Here is a 17,452-nt window from a genome sequence, read left to right as displayed (position 1 = left end):
CAATCGTACTAAGACGATACAAAAAAGCCGGAGTTGATCTCCGGCTTTTTTGTGTCTGTGAGAAAGAATTTTTAGTCCTGTTTTGGCTGACCTTTAATCTTTTCTCGTGCTGATTGAAGCATGACATAGAATGCCGGAATCAGCAGCGTACCAATGACCGTTGCTGCAGACATACCGCCGAATACGGTATAACCGATGGAGTGGCGACTGGACGCACCTGCACCCACGGCAAAGACCAGTGGCAAAATACCAAGAACAAAGGACAGTGCTGTCATTAATACCGCACGGAAACGTAGTTTCGCTGCTGTTTCGGCGGCTTCTGTGATGCTGACACCATCATCTTCTCGTTTGGATTTTGCAAACTCGACAATCAAAATGGCGTTCTTTGTTGCCAGGCCAATCAGCAACACCATCCCTACTTGGGCATACAAATCGAACGGTGTTTTAAGCACAAGCAACATCGCCACCGCACCGAGCACCGCAATTGGAACTGCAAGCAGCACCGACACAGGAACACTCCAGCTTTCATACTGAGCCACCAGGAACAGGTAGACAAACAGTAAGGCTAAGCCAAATAGAATCGGGGCAAGGTTACCAGCAAGAATCTGCTGGTAGGCCATACCTGTCCACTGAACATCAAAGCCATCCGGTAGGCTGCCTTTAGCAATGCGCTCTGCGGCAGCCATCGCATCACCGGTGCTGTAGCCTGGTGCAGGAATGATATTGATCGTTACAGAGTCGAACATGTTATAGCGGTTGATTACGTCTGGGCCCAGCAGTGTGCTGGTGGTGAGTAACGTACTCAACGGCACCATATCACCGGATGAAGAGCGAACGTGTAACTTGTCTAAATCATCCTTGTCATTTCGGAACTCGGCTTCTGCCTGCATCATCACACGATACACTTGACCGAATTTGTTGAAGTCATTGATGTACAAAGAACCAAGTTGAGCTTGCAGCGTTAAGAATATCTCGGAAAGTGGAATTTCCATATTCTTAGCCTTGATACGATCCACATCAACAAACAACTGAGGAATGTCTGCGGAATAGGTGCTGAATGCAAAGCGGATTTCAGGTGCCTGGTTAGCAGCGACGATAAAGCCTCTCATGGCCGAAGCCAGTGTTTGAGGATCACGTCCTTGCAGGTCTGAGAGTACCAACTCCAAACCACTTGTCGCGCCAAGTCCTGGAATTGCAGGCGTAGAGAAGGCACGAATGTTGGCGCTGGAGATTGCGCTGAGCTTGGCTTGAACTCGCTGAACAATGGCATTTTGATGAAGCTCAGGGCTAGTGCGATCATCCCAAGGGTCCAGCGTGACAATGGCCAGACCGGCATTTGAAGACACTGCACCGGTTAAGATACTGAAACCACTTACCGTCATCACATTACTGACGCCAGGTTCGTTTTTGATCGCTTCGGTCACTTCATGCATGACTTCCCCGGTACGAATCAGCGCAGCACCAGCCGGTAGTTGAATATCCACCATGAAGTTGCCTTTGTCTTCATTCGGAATGAAGCCCATAGGCAGAACCTTCATAACCCCACCGATAGAGACGAAAATGACCGCCAGAGTAATGCCAACCAGCATTAACTTACGGATACTGATCGCAACTATGCGGCTGTAGGAATCCGTCAGGCGGTCGAATAAACGGTTAAACGCACTAAAGAAGGCATTGGTTTTACCCGTGTGAGGTTTGAGTAAGGTCGCACACAGTGCCGGGCTTAACGTTAATGCGTTGATGGAAGAAATAATCACCGCCACTGAAATCGTTACTGCGAATTGGTTGTACATCTGGCCAGTTATACCAGGCATCATGGAGACAGGAACGAACACCGCCAGCAGAACTAAGGTGGTTGCTACTACCGGACCGCTCACTTCTTTCATAGAAATCCGCGTGGCCTCTACCGGATTGAGCCCTTCTTCAATGTGCCGTCGGACGTTTTCCACCACCACAATGGCGTCATCCACAACAATCCCCACTGCGAGAATCAGACCGAATAAACTTACCGTGTTGATGGAGAAGCCAAGAGCCAGCATAACGGCAAAGGTACCCACCAACGAAACCGGAATAGCAATGGCAGGAACTAACGTAGAACGCCAGTCTTGCAGGAAGATAAACACAACCAGAATAACCAGTAATACAGCTTGGAAGAGGGCCGTTACTACTTCATCGATCGATGTCTTAATGAAACGAGTGGTGTCATAGAGAATGTCGTACTCGATGCCTTCTGGGAAGCGAGAGGAGAGTTGCTCCATTAGTGCATAGACATCTTCCGCTACATCCAACGCGTTAGCATCTGGCGATTGATAGACCGCTAGAATAACACCCGGTTTGTTATTAAGTTCGCCATACCAACTGTAGCTTGCAGAACCCAGCTCAATACGAGCGATGTCTTTCAATAATACGCTGGAACCGTCACTGCGGGATTTTACGACCAAATTCTCAAACTCATCCGCCGAACTTAATCGACCTTTGGCGCTGAGAGTGTATTGGAACTGTTGATCGGCAGGCGATGGTGCACCACCTAGCTGACCAGCGGGAACCTGGACATTCTGCTCGGATACTACCCCTTTGAGGTCATTCACGGTGATGCCTAGCGAGGCCATCTTGATTGGGTCAAGCCAGATTCGCATACCGTATTCGTTTTCACCCAGAATGGATGCATCACTGACGCCATTAATACGCGACAGATCATTCAGTACATTGATGCTGGTGAAGTTTGAAAGGAAGAGCCCGTCATAGGTGCCTTCGGGGGAGTACAGGTTTACCACCAATACCATGTCTGTGGATTTCTTATCCACAGAGACTCCCTGCTTGACTACGTCGGCAGGCAATATGGAGTTAGCACGGCTTACTCGGTTTTGAACGTTGATTTGAGCAAGATCCGGATCGGTCCCGACCTCGAAGGTGACGGTCAGATTGTATGAGCCGTCGTTGGCACTTTTGGAGGACATGTACAGCATGTTCTCAACGCCATTCACTTCCTCTTCAATAGGGGCTGCGATGGTTTCTCGAACAACTTTAGCATCGGCACCTGGATAGGACGCCGTGACCTGAATAACCGGAGGAGAGATTTTTGGAAACTCTGCAATCGGCAGCAGTTTCATGGCAATCAAACCCGCAAGGGAAATCACAATGGAGATAACGAAAGCGAATTTTGGCCGACTGATGAAAAATTGGCTAAACATTAAATGCCCTCGTCTTAATGCGTTTCAGGCAATTGGGCTGGAGTACTTTCAGCCTTACCACCGACTCGGACTTTTTGAAGACCATCAACGATGATCTGTTCACCTTCTTTCAAACCAGAGGTTACAGTCAGCATAGTGCCCTGATTTTGACCGACCTGGATCGGACGTTTTTCAATGACTTGGTCCTGACCCAGAACAAGTACAAATTTACCGGTTTGGTCTTCCTGAATGGCTTTTTGAGGGATCACCAAACGGTTCACCGCGTTCCCTTGCTCAATGACTAAGGTTACGTGTTGACCTGGTAACAGGAAGCCATTCGGGTTTGGAAAAACAGCTCTAACTTTGATCGTACCGGTATTCTGATCGATGCGGTTATCCAGGAAGTTGAATTTCCCAGTGTGTTGGTATTCTGAACCCGTTGTTAATTGCAACTTGGCTACCGGTTCTGAGACGGGTTTACCTTCGGCTTTTTCTTTTTGGCGTTCTTCACGATACTCAATCAATTCACGTTCACTGACCTGGAAACTGACGTACATAGGATCAGCCTGAACCAAGGTTGCCAGAGAGGTTGATGACGTAATCAAGTCACCAATACTTACTTGAGCCTGACTGAGAGTCCCCGTAGTTGGGGCTTTGATCTGGGTGTAACTAAGATTTAATTTTGCGGTTTTTAATGCAGCTTCTGAGACTTTGATTGCCGCTTCCGCTTGTAATTTCTTACTGGTCAACTGATCCATTTGGGATTCGCTGATGGCCCCTTTTGAGATCAACTCCTTGCCTCGTTTGTAGTTACGGCTGGCTTCGTTCAAGGCCGCATTATCCTGAGCCACTTTCGCTTCGGCTTTGGCTACTTCCGCTGCGTAGGTGTCCTGATCGATTTCGAACAGTAAATCACCTTCGTTGACTTTGGCACCATCGGCCACATGCTGCTTGATCAAATAACCACCCACTCGGGCCTGGATGTTAACGTCCTCTTTGGCTTCGGTTTTACCGACGAATTCTTTGGTTGGACGAACTTCTTTAAATGTGGCAGCAATGGTGCTGACTTTTGGAAGAGGGGCATTGGCTGGAGTTTGTGTGTCATTGCCACCAGAACAGGCAATAAGAAGCATACTGAGAAGTGCTAGGCTGGAACGTTGAAATGTCTTCATTTGGAATCCATCATCCTTGTGAACAGGCAGTCATTAAAGAGGCTCTATCGTATCTTAAAAACAGAATGTTGTGCAGAAGATATCAAAGAGTAGACGAGAACCGTCACATGAAACTAAAATATTAACAATACTGTATTTATGTTCAGTATTTGCGGGCTTTTAAATAGACTTCTGAAATGCCATTGAGTTCCTGATATGGGTGACATTCCTTTAAGAAAGATCATACACATCGATTGCGACTGCTTTTATGCAGCGGTTGAAGTGCGTGATAACCCTAAATTGGCAAACTTGCCAATCGTTGTTGGCGGAAATCCCAATGGTCGAAGTGTGGTGGCAACCGCAAGTTATGAAGCGCGGAAATTTGGCGTTCGTTCGGCGATGTCGTCCGCTCAGGCGCTGAAGCTGTGTCCTGATTTGATCTTCCTTAAAACACGAATGGATGCCTATCGTGAAGCCTCTCAACAGATACACCGTATCTTTGCCGACTATACCGATTTAATTGAACCGCTATCGCTTGATGAAGCGTATTTGGATGTGACTGATTGCGAACTTCACAGGGGCAGTGCAACGTTGATCGCGGAAGAAATCCGTCGACGTGTCGTGCAGGAGGTGCGTATCACAGTATCAGCGGGTGTGGCACCGAATAAGTTTTTGGCAAAGGTAGCCAGTGACTGGAATAAGCCCGACGGACTGTGTGTCATCACTCCGGCAGAAGTGGATGACTTTGTTGCTAAGTTGCCGGTTGCAAAAGTGCATGGCGTCGGGAAAGTCACACAAGCCAAGATGCAGCAATTGGGAATAGAGACCTGTGGACAACTCAGAGCGTTTTCTTTGATCGATCTGGTGGAAAAGTTCGGAAGCTTTGGTCAGCGCTTGCATCAACTCGCATGGGGAATTGATGAGCGTCCGGTTCGCAATGAACGGCGTCGTAAGAGTTTGAGTGTTGAGCACACGTATGAGCAGGACTTGCACAGCTTTGATCAAATTCGAGCGGCCGTACCCGATCTGCTTTCGTCGTTAAATCAGCGTCTTGAAAAGCGCCTGGATGATGATTACCTGGTCAATAAATACATCGTTAAAGTGAAGTTTAATGACTTCGTGCAGACCACTTTTGAAACTCGACTGGATCAATTGGCTCGATCAGCCGGATCGGAAACTGACTATCTGGAGTTGCTGAATGTGGCTTATCATCGACGGGATAAACCCGTTCGATTATTGGGGATCGGGGTTGGTTTGAAGGATATGAAGGATTCAGAAGAGTTAACCCAGATGGATTTGTTCTCTTCTGACCTTTGATTGACGCATGAAACCAGTCATGAGGAAGAATGAAACCAATAACGAGTAAAAAAACTGCCGCTTGGTTCTGTTTCCCCTAAAGTTCGGCTTGGTAAGGCTTTTTGCCAGCCAGTCGAATGACTTTGAATTTCTTGTTGTTGGCCAGTTCATCAACCTTTTTAAAGTAGTGTTTGGCTTTGCTTTCGATGGGAATAAAGGCGTTGACCACAAAGATCGCTGCGCCTCCTGAGACGAGCAATCGTCTGGCTGAAGCCAGAAAACGATCAGTCAGTTCACCTTCCACAGAGAAGCCTTGATGGAAAGGCGGATTACACACCACAACATCAAATTTTTGATCAATGCCCTCAGCACAGTTTGCCGCAATGATCTCACCTTCTAAATCGTTTGCCGCTAAAGTGGCTTTTGCTGCGGTGATGGCCGCCGCATTGTTGTCGGTGCCGACTAAGGTTTTGAAACCAAATTGAGGCATACTCGATAGCAAATAGCCGTAACCACACCCGAGATCAATTACGCTCTGGGTTACCTGATCTTTGGATAGATTCAGTCGTTTCATGAATTCAGGCATTTGCTCGATCAAATAAGCGCTGCCTTGATCCACCTTATTCCAGCCAAAGACACCCGGCTTACTGATCAGTGATAAGCCGTTCTGTTGGTTAATCTCAATCAGTTCCCGGTAATTCTTGTCATCTAAAGACGGTTCATCAGAATGCTGATTTTTCAGTTCAGCGATCCAATCGTCTTTGGATATCTTTTCGATGTGTTTTTCAGCATTCAGGTATTTAGTGGCTTTGTCGACGTAGGTCTTAATGCCTTCGTTCTTTCCGCCCGCCAAAACTAGCTTGCCGTTAGGCTTTAATACCTGGGCCGCTTGGTTGATGACGTGGTGAACAATGGCTTTTTCTTTCGACACTCTATAGAGCACAAGATCAAAACCGGATTGTGGTAAAGCATCAAATTCGAAATCACTGTAGTGGCAAGTAAGGCCATCTTCGGTGAGGGAATTCATTTGATCAACACGGTTGGTGATGAAAGTAATACGGGACGTATCACCCAACTGGCTTGGTGTTAAATGCAGGGCGTGCTCATCGACGACCCACAGTACCGGGCCAGAACAGGCTTTAACTGCCTGGATAAATTCTTGATAGATCAGGTTCACTAATGAATGCTCTCAATTTCTTCTTGGGTCAGAGGTCGGTATTCGCCGGGTTCCAGGTCCTCATCCAGAACGATGTCGCCAATTCTGGAGCGGTGCAGCTCAAGCACTTCATTGTCTACTGCTGCAATCATCCGCTTCACCTGGTGATACATGCCTTCAGAGATAGTAAGCTCAATCTCGGTAGACGTGATGACCTTTACTTTCGCAGGTTTGGTTCGGCGATCTTCACTTTTGAAATAGATGCCGGTTTCCAGGGTTTCGATGGCTTTGTCGGTGATGTCCTGATTCAGCTCTACTTGATAGGTTTTATGACAGTCATGGTTCGGACTGGTGACTTTATGAGCCCACTTACCATCATTGGTCAGTAGCATCAAACCTGTGGTATCCAGATCGAGACGACCAACCGGGTGAAGCCCTTTTCCTGGCTGATCAATCAACTCCAATACTGTTGGATAGAAACCATCTTCGGTGGCGGAAACAAAGCCAGCCGGTTTGTTCAGCATGAAGTATTGTGTGCCTAAGTGTTCAATCTGGGTATTGTCGATGGCAACACTTTGATCAAGTGATACGTGCAGTGCGGCATTGGTAATCACTTTACCGTCTACCGTAACCATTTTCTTTTTAATGGCCCGTTTCGCTTCATTACGCGTTAGGCCAGCATTGTGGCAAAGGTATTTGTCGAGTCTCATAGGGTCTGACTGTTCCTGAATCGAAGGCGCATTCTAGCAGAAACTCAAAAGAGAGATCAGTTGCTTTGACGTTATTTTCGTCGCGATTAAGGACTCCATGGCTTGCGAGTCATAGGGTTCGAATAATCTGATTCGAATCTCAGGACACCTTGCTGATTTCATTGGCCACTGAAATTGAGCCCCGACCGGTGCTTTTCACTTTGTACATGGCTTGATCTCCTGCGGATACCAGTTGTTCAAGCGTGGTTCCGTGCGTTGGGTACATGGCTATGCCGATACTGCAGCCGATACGAATGTGGTGATCGCGGATTTCAAACACTTGCGACGTTACTTCGATGATTTGTGTGGCAATGATTCTGGCATCGCTGATGTGGGGGGTGTTTTCCAGCAGGATTAAAAATTCATCCCCGCCAATACGGGCGATGGTGTCGGTCTCCCTGAGACGTTGTTTCAAGCGTTCAGCGAAACTGATCAAGAGTTCATCGCCGACAGCGTGACCATATTGATCATTCACCGGTTTGAACTTATCCAGATCCACAAACAACAAGCCGAAGCCTGTATTTTCGCGTTTGGCTCGTGCTACGGTCTTTTTACCAATCTCTTCAAATAAACTGCGATTAGGTAATTTCGTTAAGGGATCATGATGGGCCATATGATTGAGCTGCTCGTGGAGCTGTTTTCTTTCATGAGCATAGAGACTGTTGCTGCACAGCTCAGACAGCGAGGCAAGGAAGAGCTGGAAGAAGGAAACGCGCTCTTTTTGTTCTGGCAAGAATTCTGTTATGAGTGCACCGCTGACGGTATTGCTAATCATGATGGGGCTGATAATCGCTTGTTCATAGACCTTAGTGCCTAAGATAGATTCGGTGATTTCTGAATTGAGGTTAGTAATAAAGCTCCGTTGTCGGATAAGCTTCTGAAGGAGATTCTTGGTTAATCGAGTGTGCTCAACTTTGGTGCCCGCCTCTATGTTGTCTCCGTTTAGGCTGTAACAGGCATAGCATTCAGATACTTCTATGTTTTTATCCATGAGCCAAATGCTGGCACGGGTGAATTTTGTTTGGTTGATGAGTGTTGAAAGGATTTTATAAAACGACTGATGTAAGTGGCCTTCGGTTAGGTCTTTGTCGTTGGCGAGTTCAAAAAGAATACGGTTTTGTTGTTCGATACGAACCTGATTTGCTTTTTCTTGAACCATATTTCGATTTAGCTGTTCTATGGCGCCTTTCAATATATGAATCAGTTTTTGCAGTTCGCCACTCTGAGGGGAGACTTCAGATATTCTCGCCCGATCCAGCGACGCTGCTTGCTCGATCTCTCTGATCAGTTTGGAGATCGGGGTAGATATATGCTGGCGAAGATAGTGAAACGCGAGCAAGGCAACACAAAAGCTGACCCCGAGTTCTATGGTGAACAGGGCGGTGAAATCTTTTTGACTCTGTTCAAGAATGGTTCTTGGCATAATGCTGGACAAAATAATGTTAGATTTGCCATAGGCGTCCTGGAGTCGCTTTAATACGGTGACCTGGTCAGCTTCAAGATGAAAGACTTCTTGGTTTTTAAGATTGGAAATATGCGGGGAGTCGCTTGCATAGAGTTCCAGGGGTTTCAATTCTGAAAAGGAATCCAGCCCGGAGTTATTGGTAGGGAGGAGTTTCTCTGGTGCTTTTCGCAGAGCCATTAACCAGCCATTGGAAGGTCCCGTTCCGTCGCTCGACAGTACCTTTGATAATCCTACTAAATAGATGCTTTCGTTAAACACTAGCAAGGCACTTAAGGCTTGCAGATCGGAAGGTGCTTTGAGCTCAAGTAATTGATTAATTAAGGTTGGGTGTTGGGATAAAAAGTCACTGAGTAAACTTTCCGAGGGCATATAGTTGTTATCAGAAAATACACCGTGGATTAGTTCCCGATCGATATTAAACCAAAGGAAAGCATGAATGCTGATGGTTTGAAGGGAGCTTCGGTTTAGATTTTTTTGGATAAAATCTGGATTTTTATCCATCAAAAATGTGTGACTGTCATCCCATGTGGCCCAATCCAAGGTTAAGGCGTTAACCTGTTCCTGCTGGTTGTTTAGGAAGGACTCGCTGTGCAGTAGCTCACGTTGAATAAATGCCTTTTCCAGACTGTCCAAACGATCAGAAACCAGATAAGTATGGTTAAAGTACTGAATCGCCAGGAAGGTTATAAAAGCCGTAGTAATCACTGTAGCTATCTTGGCAACGAGCGTCATAGATCCCTACCTGTATTTATATTCACACTTACAGAGATGGTTGCACTTATCTTTATTAACACCGCTTCATTCCGTGTGTTTCTTAAGTATTGTTTTAATCCAGCGTATAATCTCGCCGCCAGCGAATAGTTCGTTGGCATAGAACAGCATTGTCTACCCGACATAAGTTATAAGTGTAGACAGAAATTGAGGTGATACAGTCAGTGAATTATCAGGATCGATTTGGTGGAGTGGCACGGCTCTACGGTGTGGATGAGTCCAGTATTTATCAATCAGCACATGCTTGTATTGTGGGTGTGGGGGGCGTCGGCAGTTGGGCCGCTGAAGCCCTGGCTCGTTCAGGTGTTGGTAAAATCACTTTAATCGATATGGACGACATTTGTGTCACCAATGTTAATCGACAGGTTCATACGTTAACGTCGACGGTAGGGCAACTGAAAGTAGATGTGATGGCAGAGCGCATTCGCGGGATTAATCCCGACTGTGAAGTGATTACTGTGATGAACTTTGTGGACCAAAAGAATGTGGCCGAGCTGATTACCCAGGAGATGGATTGTGTGGTGGATGCCATTGACAGTCTCAAGTCTAAAGCGGCCCTGGTGAACCACTGTAAGCGTCACAAGATTCCGGTGATTTGTACCGGTGCTGCGGGTGGGCAAACCGATCCGACCAAAATCGAGATTGCTGATCTAAACAAGACCTACAATGATCCTTTGATTCGTCGAGTGCGTTCCTGGTTGCGGAGGAATTATGGGTATTCCAGAAATCCGAAGCGGGTGTACAGCATTCCGGTGGTCTATTCGACGGAGCAGTTGGTTTATCCACAGCCTGATGGCAGTGTTTGTCAGCAGAAAGCGATGGAAGACGGTTCCACAAAACTGGATTGCAACAGTGGCTTTGGTGCAGTCACTATGGTGACGGCTTCTTTTGGGTTTGTGGCAGCGACAAAAGCGTTAGAGTTGATGAGCAAACATATCAAAAAGAAACGGGCTAAACTCGATCAGTCAGGTACGCTATAGCGTTCTATTGGCATCGTATTCGATTTATACATTAAGGATCAGATAATGATTATCGACATGGATTCGTTGGTCGGCCCCCAAGCCTATCATTTAATGACTCAGACGATTATTCCTCGTCCAGTGGCTTGGGTGTTGACTCAAAATGAAGGTGGAAATTACAACCTGGCGCCGTATTCGTTTTTTACTGCAGTTTGCAGTAATCCTCCCATCATTATGTTTTCTGTGGGGAAGAAGCCTTCCGGTGAAGTGAAAGATACGCGAAGAAACATTGAACGCACCAAGGACTTTGTCCTTCATATTGCTGGTTCGCATTTAGCTGGTCCGATGACTGAGACAGCAAGAACCTTGGATTACGGTGAGTCTGAAATGGCGCATATTGACCTGACTCTGACCGATGATTGGGGGAAAGCATTACCGCGTGTGGAACAATGTGATGTGGCGATGCATTGTTCACTCTATGAAATTCAAGAGATGGGCAACAACGCTCAAGGCTTGGTATTTGGTGAGATTCAGTCGGTGTATTTATCGGAGCGTGTTGCTACTCTGGAACCGAGGCTGCAAGTGGATGCGAAATCCGTTGATCCCATTGGTCGTTTAGGGGCCAGTGAATACGCATCGTTGGGGGACATTATTTCCGTGCCTCGTCCGGAGTAATCCAGGCTGTTTGGCGATCTGTAAAAGCTCTTGGTATGTAAATGTACTTGGTATGTAAACGCTTGTGGTATGTAAAAGAACCTGATATCAGCTGATCGTATTAGCCGTTCAGCTGTTTAAGCCAGGAAGCACTTTTACTGAAAACAATATCCAGTTCTGGTTGAGTGAAGGCTTCCAATCCCTCTGCTAAACGGGTCACGCGAGCCGGGTCCAAGTGCTCAAATAACTCAGCTAGCATCCCTTGCTCTTCTCTTTGCTCATGGTGTTCCAATACATTTTTAAGGGATTTTTGTTGTTCAAAAAGATCGATCACCCATCGTCGATATTGTTGTGGAGTCGTGCTTTGATCTTTGAGCAAGTTTTGAGTTTGATTTAGGGCGTTAACGTTTTTATCCAGTAAATCACGTACCTTGTTGTGTTCATGAACGTACAGGGTATGTGGCCAACGAGTCTCTGGTAACTTCGCCAACTCGGGCAGTAATGTGTCATTTTCAAAGGTTAAGTGTGCTACTTGAAGGGACTTGTAGCTGTAGAAGATTTCAATGGCCAGCTCAATGTTTTGTAGTAATAAGGCTTCTTGATGCATGACGAACAGTTCGCCAAGCTGTTGGTGTTGCTTATCAATGGCTTGGTAGAGAGGGTTGGAATTTAGCATAGGCAGTACTCGGTCAAACTCATGATGGATGATGCGATTGAGGCAACAATACGGAGGAACATACTGATACCTCTCGTTGATTATATGCGTTTTGCCTGAATGAGAAGGTTGCGTGGTGTCAATGATCGCTCACAAAAGGTGCCGACCTTAACCTGATAGCCACTTTCCGCAAGAAATAATGCCCTGTCATAAACCAACCAGAGTTCCAGCGTTCTCCGAAAGGCTTGTCGGCCAAGCTCCAGCCGTTCAATTTGATGAAGACGGCGTTCGGCCTGATCAAGATACTTCTGGTAATCGCAGTCTCCAGGAATTTCGATATCAAGGTGCCTGGCAAAATCAGCGACCAGCGCTGTGAAACCCTGTGGAATAATCGAGTAGGGCGTTGATGGGCATGGCGCATACTCAGAATTGCCGGTAACGTCTCGCTGTAGTAAATCAAACGCCAAACGCCAATGCTTCAAAGTGCGCCGATTACGTTGATCACGTGAAGGTGCGGTGACTGTTTCCTGCACGGCGAGTTTGAGATCTTGTTGCGATAAAGACAGCTTTCCTTGAAAGGAGGAAATGCGTTGGTACAACTTGTCAGACGTTAAATGATAACAACAAGGTGAAATGGTTAAGCTGTGAGCCTTGTTTTCCACTGACTGACGTAACACCGACTTGTGTAAATCGCCACAGGCATGGAGTGCCGTCTGGTGGCCCTGAAACACCGACCTGTCTGAAATAACGTCTAAGACATCCTGTTGAATAATCTGGACTTGGCTTTGGAACTTCTCTGACAGCTGATTGCCTTTCTCGCACAATGACTGATCATATTCCAGCCCTGATACCGGGCATTGGTGTTGGGCGTGTATCAGGCGAGCTAAGTGGCCTTTTCCACAGCACCAGTCGGTGTATCTGTGTGCATGTGGAAGCTGTTGAACAAAGGCTTCTATTTGATGCCACTTACGCCCAGGAATACCAGATTTCAATCGATCCGGAATTTGATTTAAGTGCGATCGATTGGCCAACGAGGGCACCTGCGTCGATGAGAGCAGCTGTTCGTTGAGCGACAAACATTCGTCGACTAACGCGATCAATTGTTCCGGTTGGGTTTGCAGTGTGTCTAATTCGTCGTTCGTTAATGCCAACAATCGTTCAGACAGTTCTGGGTATAAGGCTTGCCAGGGCAAGTGTAGATGCTGAAAGGGCTCTGGTTTCCAGATCGATTCATGGGTGTGGAGCAGTTGATCCAGCCGAGTAATGATCGGAAGAAGATCTTCGGTGGTTTGCCAATGGTCGTGTTGGGTTGTGCTCATGGGGATGTTTGGTGTCGTTCAGAGTGGTCTGCCATAACTCAAGGTCGTTGTTACCTTGGGTTATGCGCTGGTAGACCACTCTTTGTAGAACACAGAAAGGGTTAATGGAATTAATTACACCAGAGTGAAAACCACTTGCTTGCGATCCCAGTTAACGTCTTTCACTTTTACGGTCACAGGCATCTGCAATTGATAACGTGTGGTTTCGGTAGTGTGTTCCATCAGTTCCTGATTGAAGGTTGTGTTCAACTCTTTTGCGTTGATAAAGCCTTCAATGCCATTGTCTTCAATTCGAGCGTGGAAGCCCGCACTGTTAACACCACAGATCTGTGCGTCGAAGGTTTGACCTTTCAGTGTTTCGGAAAATTGGCACTTCATCCATTGTTCTAGGTCATTAGCTGCGGATCGTGACTGCAGTTGTTGCTCCTGAATCGACTGGGCAAGTTCCACTGAAACTTTTGGTTGTGTGGATTGAGTCAGGTGCGCCGATAAAATTCGGTGAATTACCAAATCATTGTATTTACGAATTGGTGACGTGCCTGTGGTATAACATTCAAGCGCCATTCCTACGTGAGGCTTGGCGTCGAGTGTCATTTCACTGCGTTCCATATTGCGATTGATCAGCTGAGCCAGAGGGATTTCAAGATTCAGCTCGTCAGCTTGTTGAAGAACTTGCTGATACGCTTTTGGTGTTCTCAGTTGATCACTGGAAACGTCTAAACCGTGTTCTTTGGTGACTTTTTGAATCAGCTCGATTCGGTCTTCACGGATACCCGCGTGGTTGATGTACAACGCTGCCAGTTGGTTTTCATTTAGGAAAGACGCAATCTGGAAGTTTGTGGCGACCATACATTCTTCGACCAACTTATGCGCCGATGTTTTGTTAATGCGCTCGATGTGACTGACTTTCTTATCGTCATCCAGATGGATACGAAAATCTGGTCGATCAGGCAGTACTTGTGTTGGGCGCTGCTGCTTAAGTAGTTCTGCAACCTGCTGAAGTGTTTTCAGGGAGGTAACTACATCATCACTGTGTTCTGTAATGGTGCCGTTGGTACCTTGATCCAGGAACTCAGCTACATCGCTGTAACTTAGTTTTGCATGAGATTGGACCGCGCCTTTTGTAAAACTTTTCTCGACGATGACGCCATTGTTGTCGATCTGGAAACTGGCTAACAACGCCAGACGAGGCGCATTAGGTACCAACGAACACAAATCGGTTGATAGCTCTTTAGGCATCATCGGAAGTGATTGATCCACCAGATAGGTTGAAGTGGCTCTGCGTTTGGCTTCTAAATCAATCGGGGAGTTTTCTTCTACTAGGCTACTAGGATCGGCAATGGCAACCTTTAATACATAGCCATTGTCATTGGCTTCAGCGTATAACGCATCATCCATATCTTGTGTGTTGGCAGAATCAATCGTGACAAAAGGAATGCTTGTGAAGTCTTCGGCTTGGGAAACCAGTGCTTCCAAACCGGCTTCTTTCAGTTGAGCGGCTTGTGCAATCACGGCTTCAGGAAAAGCATCGGCTAACTGATAGCGGCGAATGGTCAACGCTTCTTCGATTCCCGGCGTTGTATCGTTCCCGAGTACAGAGACTACTTCTGCTTGTGCCTTCCCATCGTTCTTGAAGGGATGACGAATCAGTTTACATTCTAAATAGTCGCCTTCTTTGGCATCTTTACGTTTGTTGGGTGGGATAAAAATCCAACGATTGGCACGGCCGATTTCTGCATCGATAAAGTGACCTTTGCCTTTCACAATGTATCGACCAATTAAGGTTTTTACATCGCTCTTAATTAACTTCTCAATTTCTGCACTTGGTTTGTCTTGATCTGCATTTAACAGCGCAACTTCTACGGCATCACCCGGTAATACTTTTTGATATTCATCGGGTGGCAAAAAGATTTCACGATCATCTTCGAGAATAACGAATCCAAACTTGGTGGAGGTGGCTTTAATGGTGCCTTTAAAGACGGGCTTGCTTGCTTTAATTTCTTGCTTGAGTTGCTTCAATTGAGCCAATGCGTCTGGATTGATCATGATAATATAGGTCTGCGTATTAAGTCGTGTCTGTGTAATTTGCTAAGAATGCTTGGTAGGACGGGGTATTGTGCCAAATAGGCGGGTAAAGCTTGTGTCCTAGATCAGGTGTAATTCAATGGTGCGCATGATAACGTCTGCTATTCGGATAAACCAGTGATGAATGATGAAAATTACTGGTATCCGGTCAGTTGTATTTTAGATTGAGAACCGTATGGGAAATGTCATTCAATTCAAACGCCCCGACCCTAAACAGAAAGCCAAAGAAAAAGCCAAGGGTAAAACCTTGTGCAAAAGTGGTTTCCATAAGTGGGAAATAGATAAGAAAAAACAGTTTGATGTGAAGTCCGGTAAATTAGTAACCGTCTATCGTTGTGCCCGCTGTGGTGAAGTTAAGGTAAAGGCGCATTAATGGCCCGACGAAAATCTCACAAAGATCATTTTGCAGAGCTATCCGTAGACTCTCTTCACTGTCCGTTGTGCTCAAGTTCAAAGCCTCAACCCTATTGGCAGGATCGAAAGCGACCTTACTTGCAATGTGGCGAATGTCATTTGGTGTTTGTTCCTTCTTCTTATCATTTATCTCCTGAGCAAGAAAAGTCTGAATACGATCTTCATCAAAACGTGTCTGACGACCAGGGTTATCGAAATTTTCTATCAAGAGCACTGACACCTGTGGTGAACCGCGTTACTGCACCGGCTTCCGGTCTCGACTTTGGCTGTGGCCCAGGGCCGGTGTTAGCTGGGATGTTGAGCGATGCTGGGTATGCGATGTCTGTCTACGATCCGTACTATGCGGCAAACCTGGATGTATTGGCTCAAAGCTATGACTTTATTACGTGCACCGAAGTGATAGAGCATGTAGCTGCACCTGATCAGGTGTTTTCCAAATTAGTTGAGTTGGTTAATCCTGGTGGGATCATCGTTATGATGACAAAGCGGGTGATCAATCGTGATGCATTTGGCCAATGGCACTATAAGAACGATCCAACCCATATCTGCTTTTATAGTGAGTCGACGTTCGAGTGGCTGGCGCAGCACCATCAGTTGGATTGTGAGTTTGAAAGTCAGGATGTTGTTGTGTTTAGGAAGGATGGTGAATAAAGAGCGGATAATAGCTTGATATCTATATCAATTTTTTTCGATTTATAGCCTTTTCTTATAAAGGGAGTAGTTTTAAGAGTTTGTTGGGATGCCGTTTATCCACAACAAATGACTCCTTTGATCAAAATGAGCATTAATTCACAATTATCTAAATTTTTGGCTTGAAGGACTCAAGTGCAAGCATTAGTCTTAGTGCTGAACAAGATATAACAACAATATGTTCCAAAAATAATAACAATACGGAAGCATACCAATGCGTGATAACTATAAGTGGATCGGACCTATCTATGACTTTCTTGGCAGAGTCTACAGTGGTCAACAAATTGAAAACTGTAAAATTGCCAATCTGGATCGCCTAAAACCTGGACAGAAAGTACTATTTGCTGGTGTTGGCCACGGCCGAGATGCTATTCATGCGGCTAAGTTGGGTGCTGACGTTACGGTTGTTGATCTGTCTAAAACCATGCTGGATAACTTCCAGAAGCTGTTAGAGAAAGAAAATATCCAAGTGACGGTTCGTCAGGTTCACAATGATATTTTCAAAGTTGATGAAATTGAACAGTACGACATGGTGGTTGCGAACTTCTTCCTGAATGTTTTCAACAAATCAATGATGCCAGACGTTTTAAATCATTTAATCAGTCTATGTAAGCCGGGTGGTCATGTGGTTGTTGGTGACTTTATGTATCCAACGGGCAATGTTTTGGTTCGTACCTTGAAGAAAGCTTATTGGTATGGCGCTGTATTGATTTTTGTTGCCTTCACCAAGAATGCACTGCACGAAGTGTATAACTACCCAGAAGTTATGAAAAAAGCCGGATTGGATATTGAAGACAAGAAACCGTTCAGCTTTTTAAAATTTAATGCCTATTGGTCGATTTTAGGGCGCAAAGCTGCCTAAGCAGTAATGGCATAGATCTGAGTCTTCAGGACTCTTAAAAACAATAAGAATAAAAA

Annotated in this window: 14 protein-coding genes; 6 read left to right on the top strand and 8 right to left on the bottom strand. The window is 45.9% G+C overall.

The window, feature by feature from the left end; genetic code table 11:
• Nucleotides 1-71: 71 nt before the first annotated feature.
• Entirely contained in the window at nucleotides 72-3,191 is a 3,120-nt protein-coding gene (locus QQL66_RS07590; RefSeq protein ID WP_284380490.1) for an efflux RND transporter permease subunit, read from the bottom strand.
• Between the two features lie 14 nt (nucleotides 3,192-3,205).
• Complete coding sequence (locus QQL66_RS07585) at nucleotides 3,206-4,342, bottom strand: efflux RND transporter periplasmic adaptor subunit (protein WP_284380488.1); 1,137 nt, start codon at nucleotides 4,340-4,342, stop codon at nucleotides 3,206-3,208.
• 195 nt (nucleotides 4,343-4,537) lie between these two features.
• Here QQL66_RS07585 and dinB point away from each other — a divergent pair, with 195 nt between their 5' ends.
• Nucleotides 4,538-5,638: a DNA polymerase IV gene (dinB, locus tag QQL66_RS07580; protein WP_284380486.1), complete on the top strand. Its 1,101-nt coding sequence runs from the start codon at nucleotides 4,538-4,540 to the stop codon at nucleotides 5,636-5,638.
• A 76-nt stretch (nucleotides 5,639-5,714) separates the two neighbouring features.
• On the opposite strand, the gene QQL66_RS07575 is transcribed toward dinB, so the two are convergent.
• The 3 genes from QQL66_RS07575 to QQL66_RS07565 form a co-directional block, all read right to left on the bottom strand.
• Entirely contained in the window at nucleotides 5,715-6,794 is a 1,080-nt protein-coding gene (locus QQL66_RS07575; protein ID WP_284380485.1) for a methyltransferase, read from the bottom strand.
• Complete coding sequence (rsuA, locus tag QQL66_RS07570) at nucleotides 6,794-7,483, bottom strand: 16S rRNA pseudouridine(516) synthase RsuA (protein ID WP_284380484.1); 690 nt, start codon at nucleotides 7,481-7,483, stop codon at nucleotides 6,794-6,796. The genes QQL66_RS07575 and rsuA overlap by 1 nt, the downstream gene beginning before the upstream one ends.
• Nucleotides 7,484-7,622: 139 nt before the next feature.
• The gene (locus QQL66_RS07565; protein ID WP_284380483.1) at nucleotides 7,623-9,719 is read right to left on the bottom strand and encodes a sensor domain-containing diguanylate cyclase; all 2,097 of its coding nucleotides are present in this window, start codon (nucleotides 9,717-9,719) and stop codon (nucleotides 7,623-7,625) included.
• Between the two features lie 203 nt (nucleotides 9,720-9,922).
• Here QQL66_RS07565 and tcdA point away from each other — a divergent pair, with 203 nt between their 5' ends.
• Nucleotides 9,923-10,738 (top strand): tRNA cyclic N6-threonylcarbamoyladenosine(37) synthase TcdA, encoded by an 816-nt coding sequence (gene tcdA / locus QQL66_RS07560; RefSeq protein WP_284380481.1) that lies wholly within the window; start codon nucleotides 9,923-9,925, stop codon nucleotides 10,736-10,738.
• Between the two features lie 45 nt (nucleotides 10,739-10,783).
• Nucleotides 10,784-11,392 carry a flavin reductase family protein gene (locus QQL66_RS07555; RefSeq protein ID WP_284380479.1) on the top strand — a complete coding sequence of 203 codons (609 nt, stop codon included), beginning with the start codon at nucleotides 10,784-10,786 and terminating at the stop codon, nucleotides 11,390-11,392.
• 100 nt (nucleotides 11,393-11,492) lie between these two features.
• Here the strand turns inward: QQL66_RS07555 and QQL66_RS07550 are convergent, their stop codons facing one another.
• The 3 genes from QQL66_RS07550 to QQL66_RS07540 all read right to left on the bottom strand — a co-directional run bounded on the left by QQL66_RS07550 (nucleotide 11,493) and on the right by QQL66_RS07540 (nucleotide 15,391).
• Nucleotides 11,493-12,047 carry a hypothetical protein gene (locus QQL66_RS07550; protein ID WP_284380478.1) on the bottom strand — a complete coding sequence of 185 codons (555 nt, stop codon included), beginning with the start codon at nucleotides 12,045-12,047 and terminating at the stop codon, nucleotides 11,493-11,495.
• 80 nt (nucleotides 12,048-12,127) lie between these two features.
• Complete coding sequence (locus QQL66_RS07545; protein WP_284380477.1) at nucleotides 12,128-13,345, bottom strand: methyltransferase; 1,218 nt, start codon at nucleotides 13,343-13,345, stop codon at nucleotides 12,128-12,130.
• 114 nt (nucleotides 13,346-13,459) lie between these two features.
• Nucleotides 13,460-15,391, bottom strand: coding sequence for a ribonuclease R family protein (locus tag QQL66_RS07540; RefSeq protein WP_284380475.1), 1,932 nt, complete (start codon nucleotides 15,389-15,391; stop codon nucleotides 13,460-13,462).
• Nucleotides 15,392-15,605: 214 nt separating this feature from the next.
• On the opposite strand from QQL66_RS07540, the gene QQL66_RS07535 reads away from it, so the two are divergent.
• The 3 genes from QQL66_RS07535 to QQL66_RS07525 all read left to right on the top strand — a co-directional run bounded on the left by QQL66_RS07535 (nucleotide 15,606) and on the right by QQL66_RS07525 (nucleotide 17,396).
• Entirely contained in the window at nucleotides 15,606-15,803 is a 198-nt protein-coding gene (locus QQL66_RS07535; RefSeq protein ID WP_284380473.1) for a hypothetical protein, read from the top strand.
• A complete protein-coding gene (locus QQL66_RS07530; protein ID WP_284380471.1) occupies nucleotides 15,803-16,495 on the top strand; it encodes a class I SAM-dependent methyltransferase in 693 nt (230 codons plus the stop codon). Before QQL66_RS07535 ends, QQL66_RS07530 begins: the two co-directional genes overlap by 1 nt.
• A gap of 253 nt (nucleotides 16,496-16,748) precedes the next feature.
• Nucleotides 16,749-17,396: a class I SAM-dependent methyltransferase gene (locus QQL66_RS07525; protein ID WP_284380469.1), complete on the top strand. Its 648-nt coding sequence runs from the start codon at nucleotides 16,749-16,751 to the stop codon at nucleotides 17,394-17,396.
• The last annotated feature ends 56 nt before the right edge of the window (nucleotides 17,397-17,452 follow it).

It is taken from the genome of Litoribrevibacter albus (assembly GCF_030159995.1).
GTDB lineage: Bacteria > Pseudomonadota > Gammaproteobacteria > Pseudomonadales > Litoribrevibacteraceae > Litoribrevibacter > Litoribrevibacter albus.
This window is presented reverse-complemented; position numbering and strand designations above follow the sequence as displayed.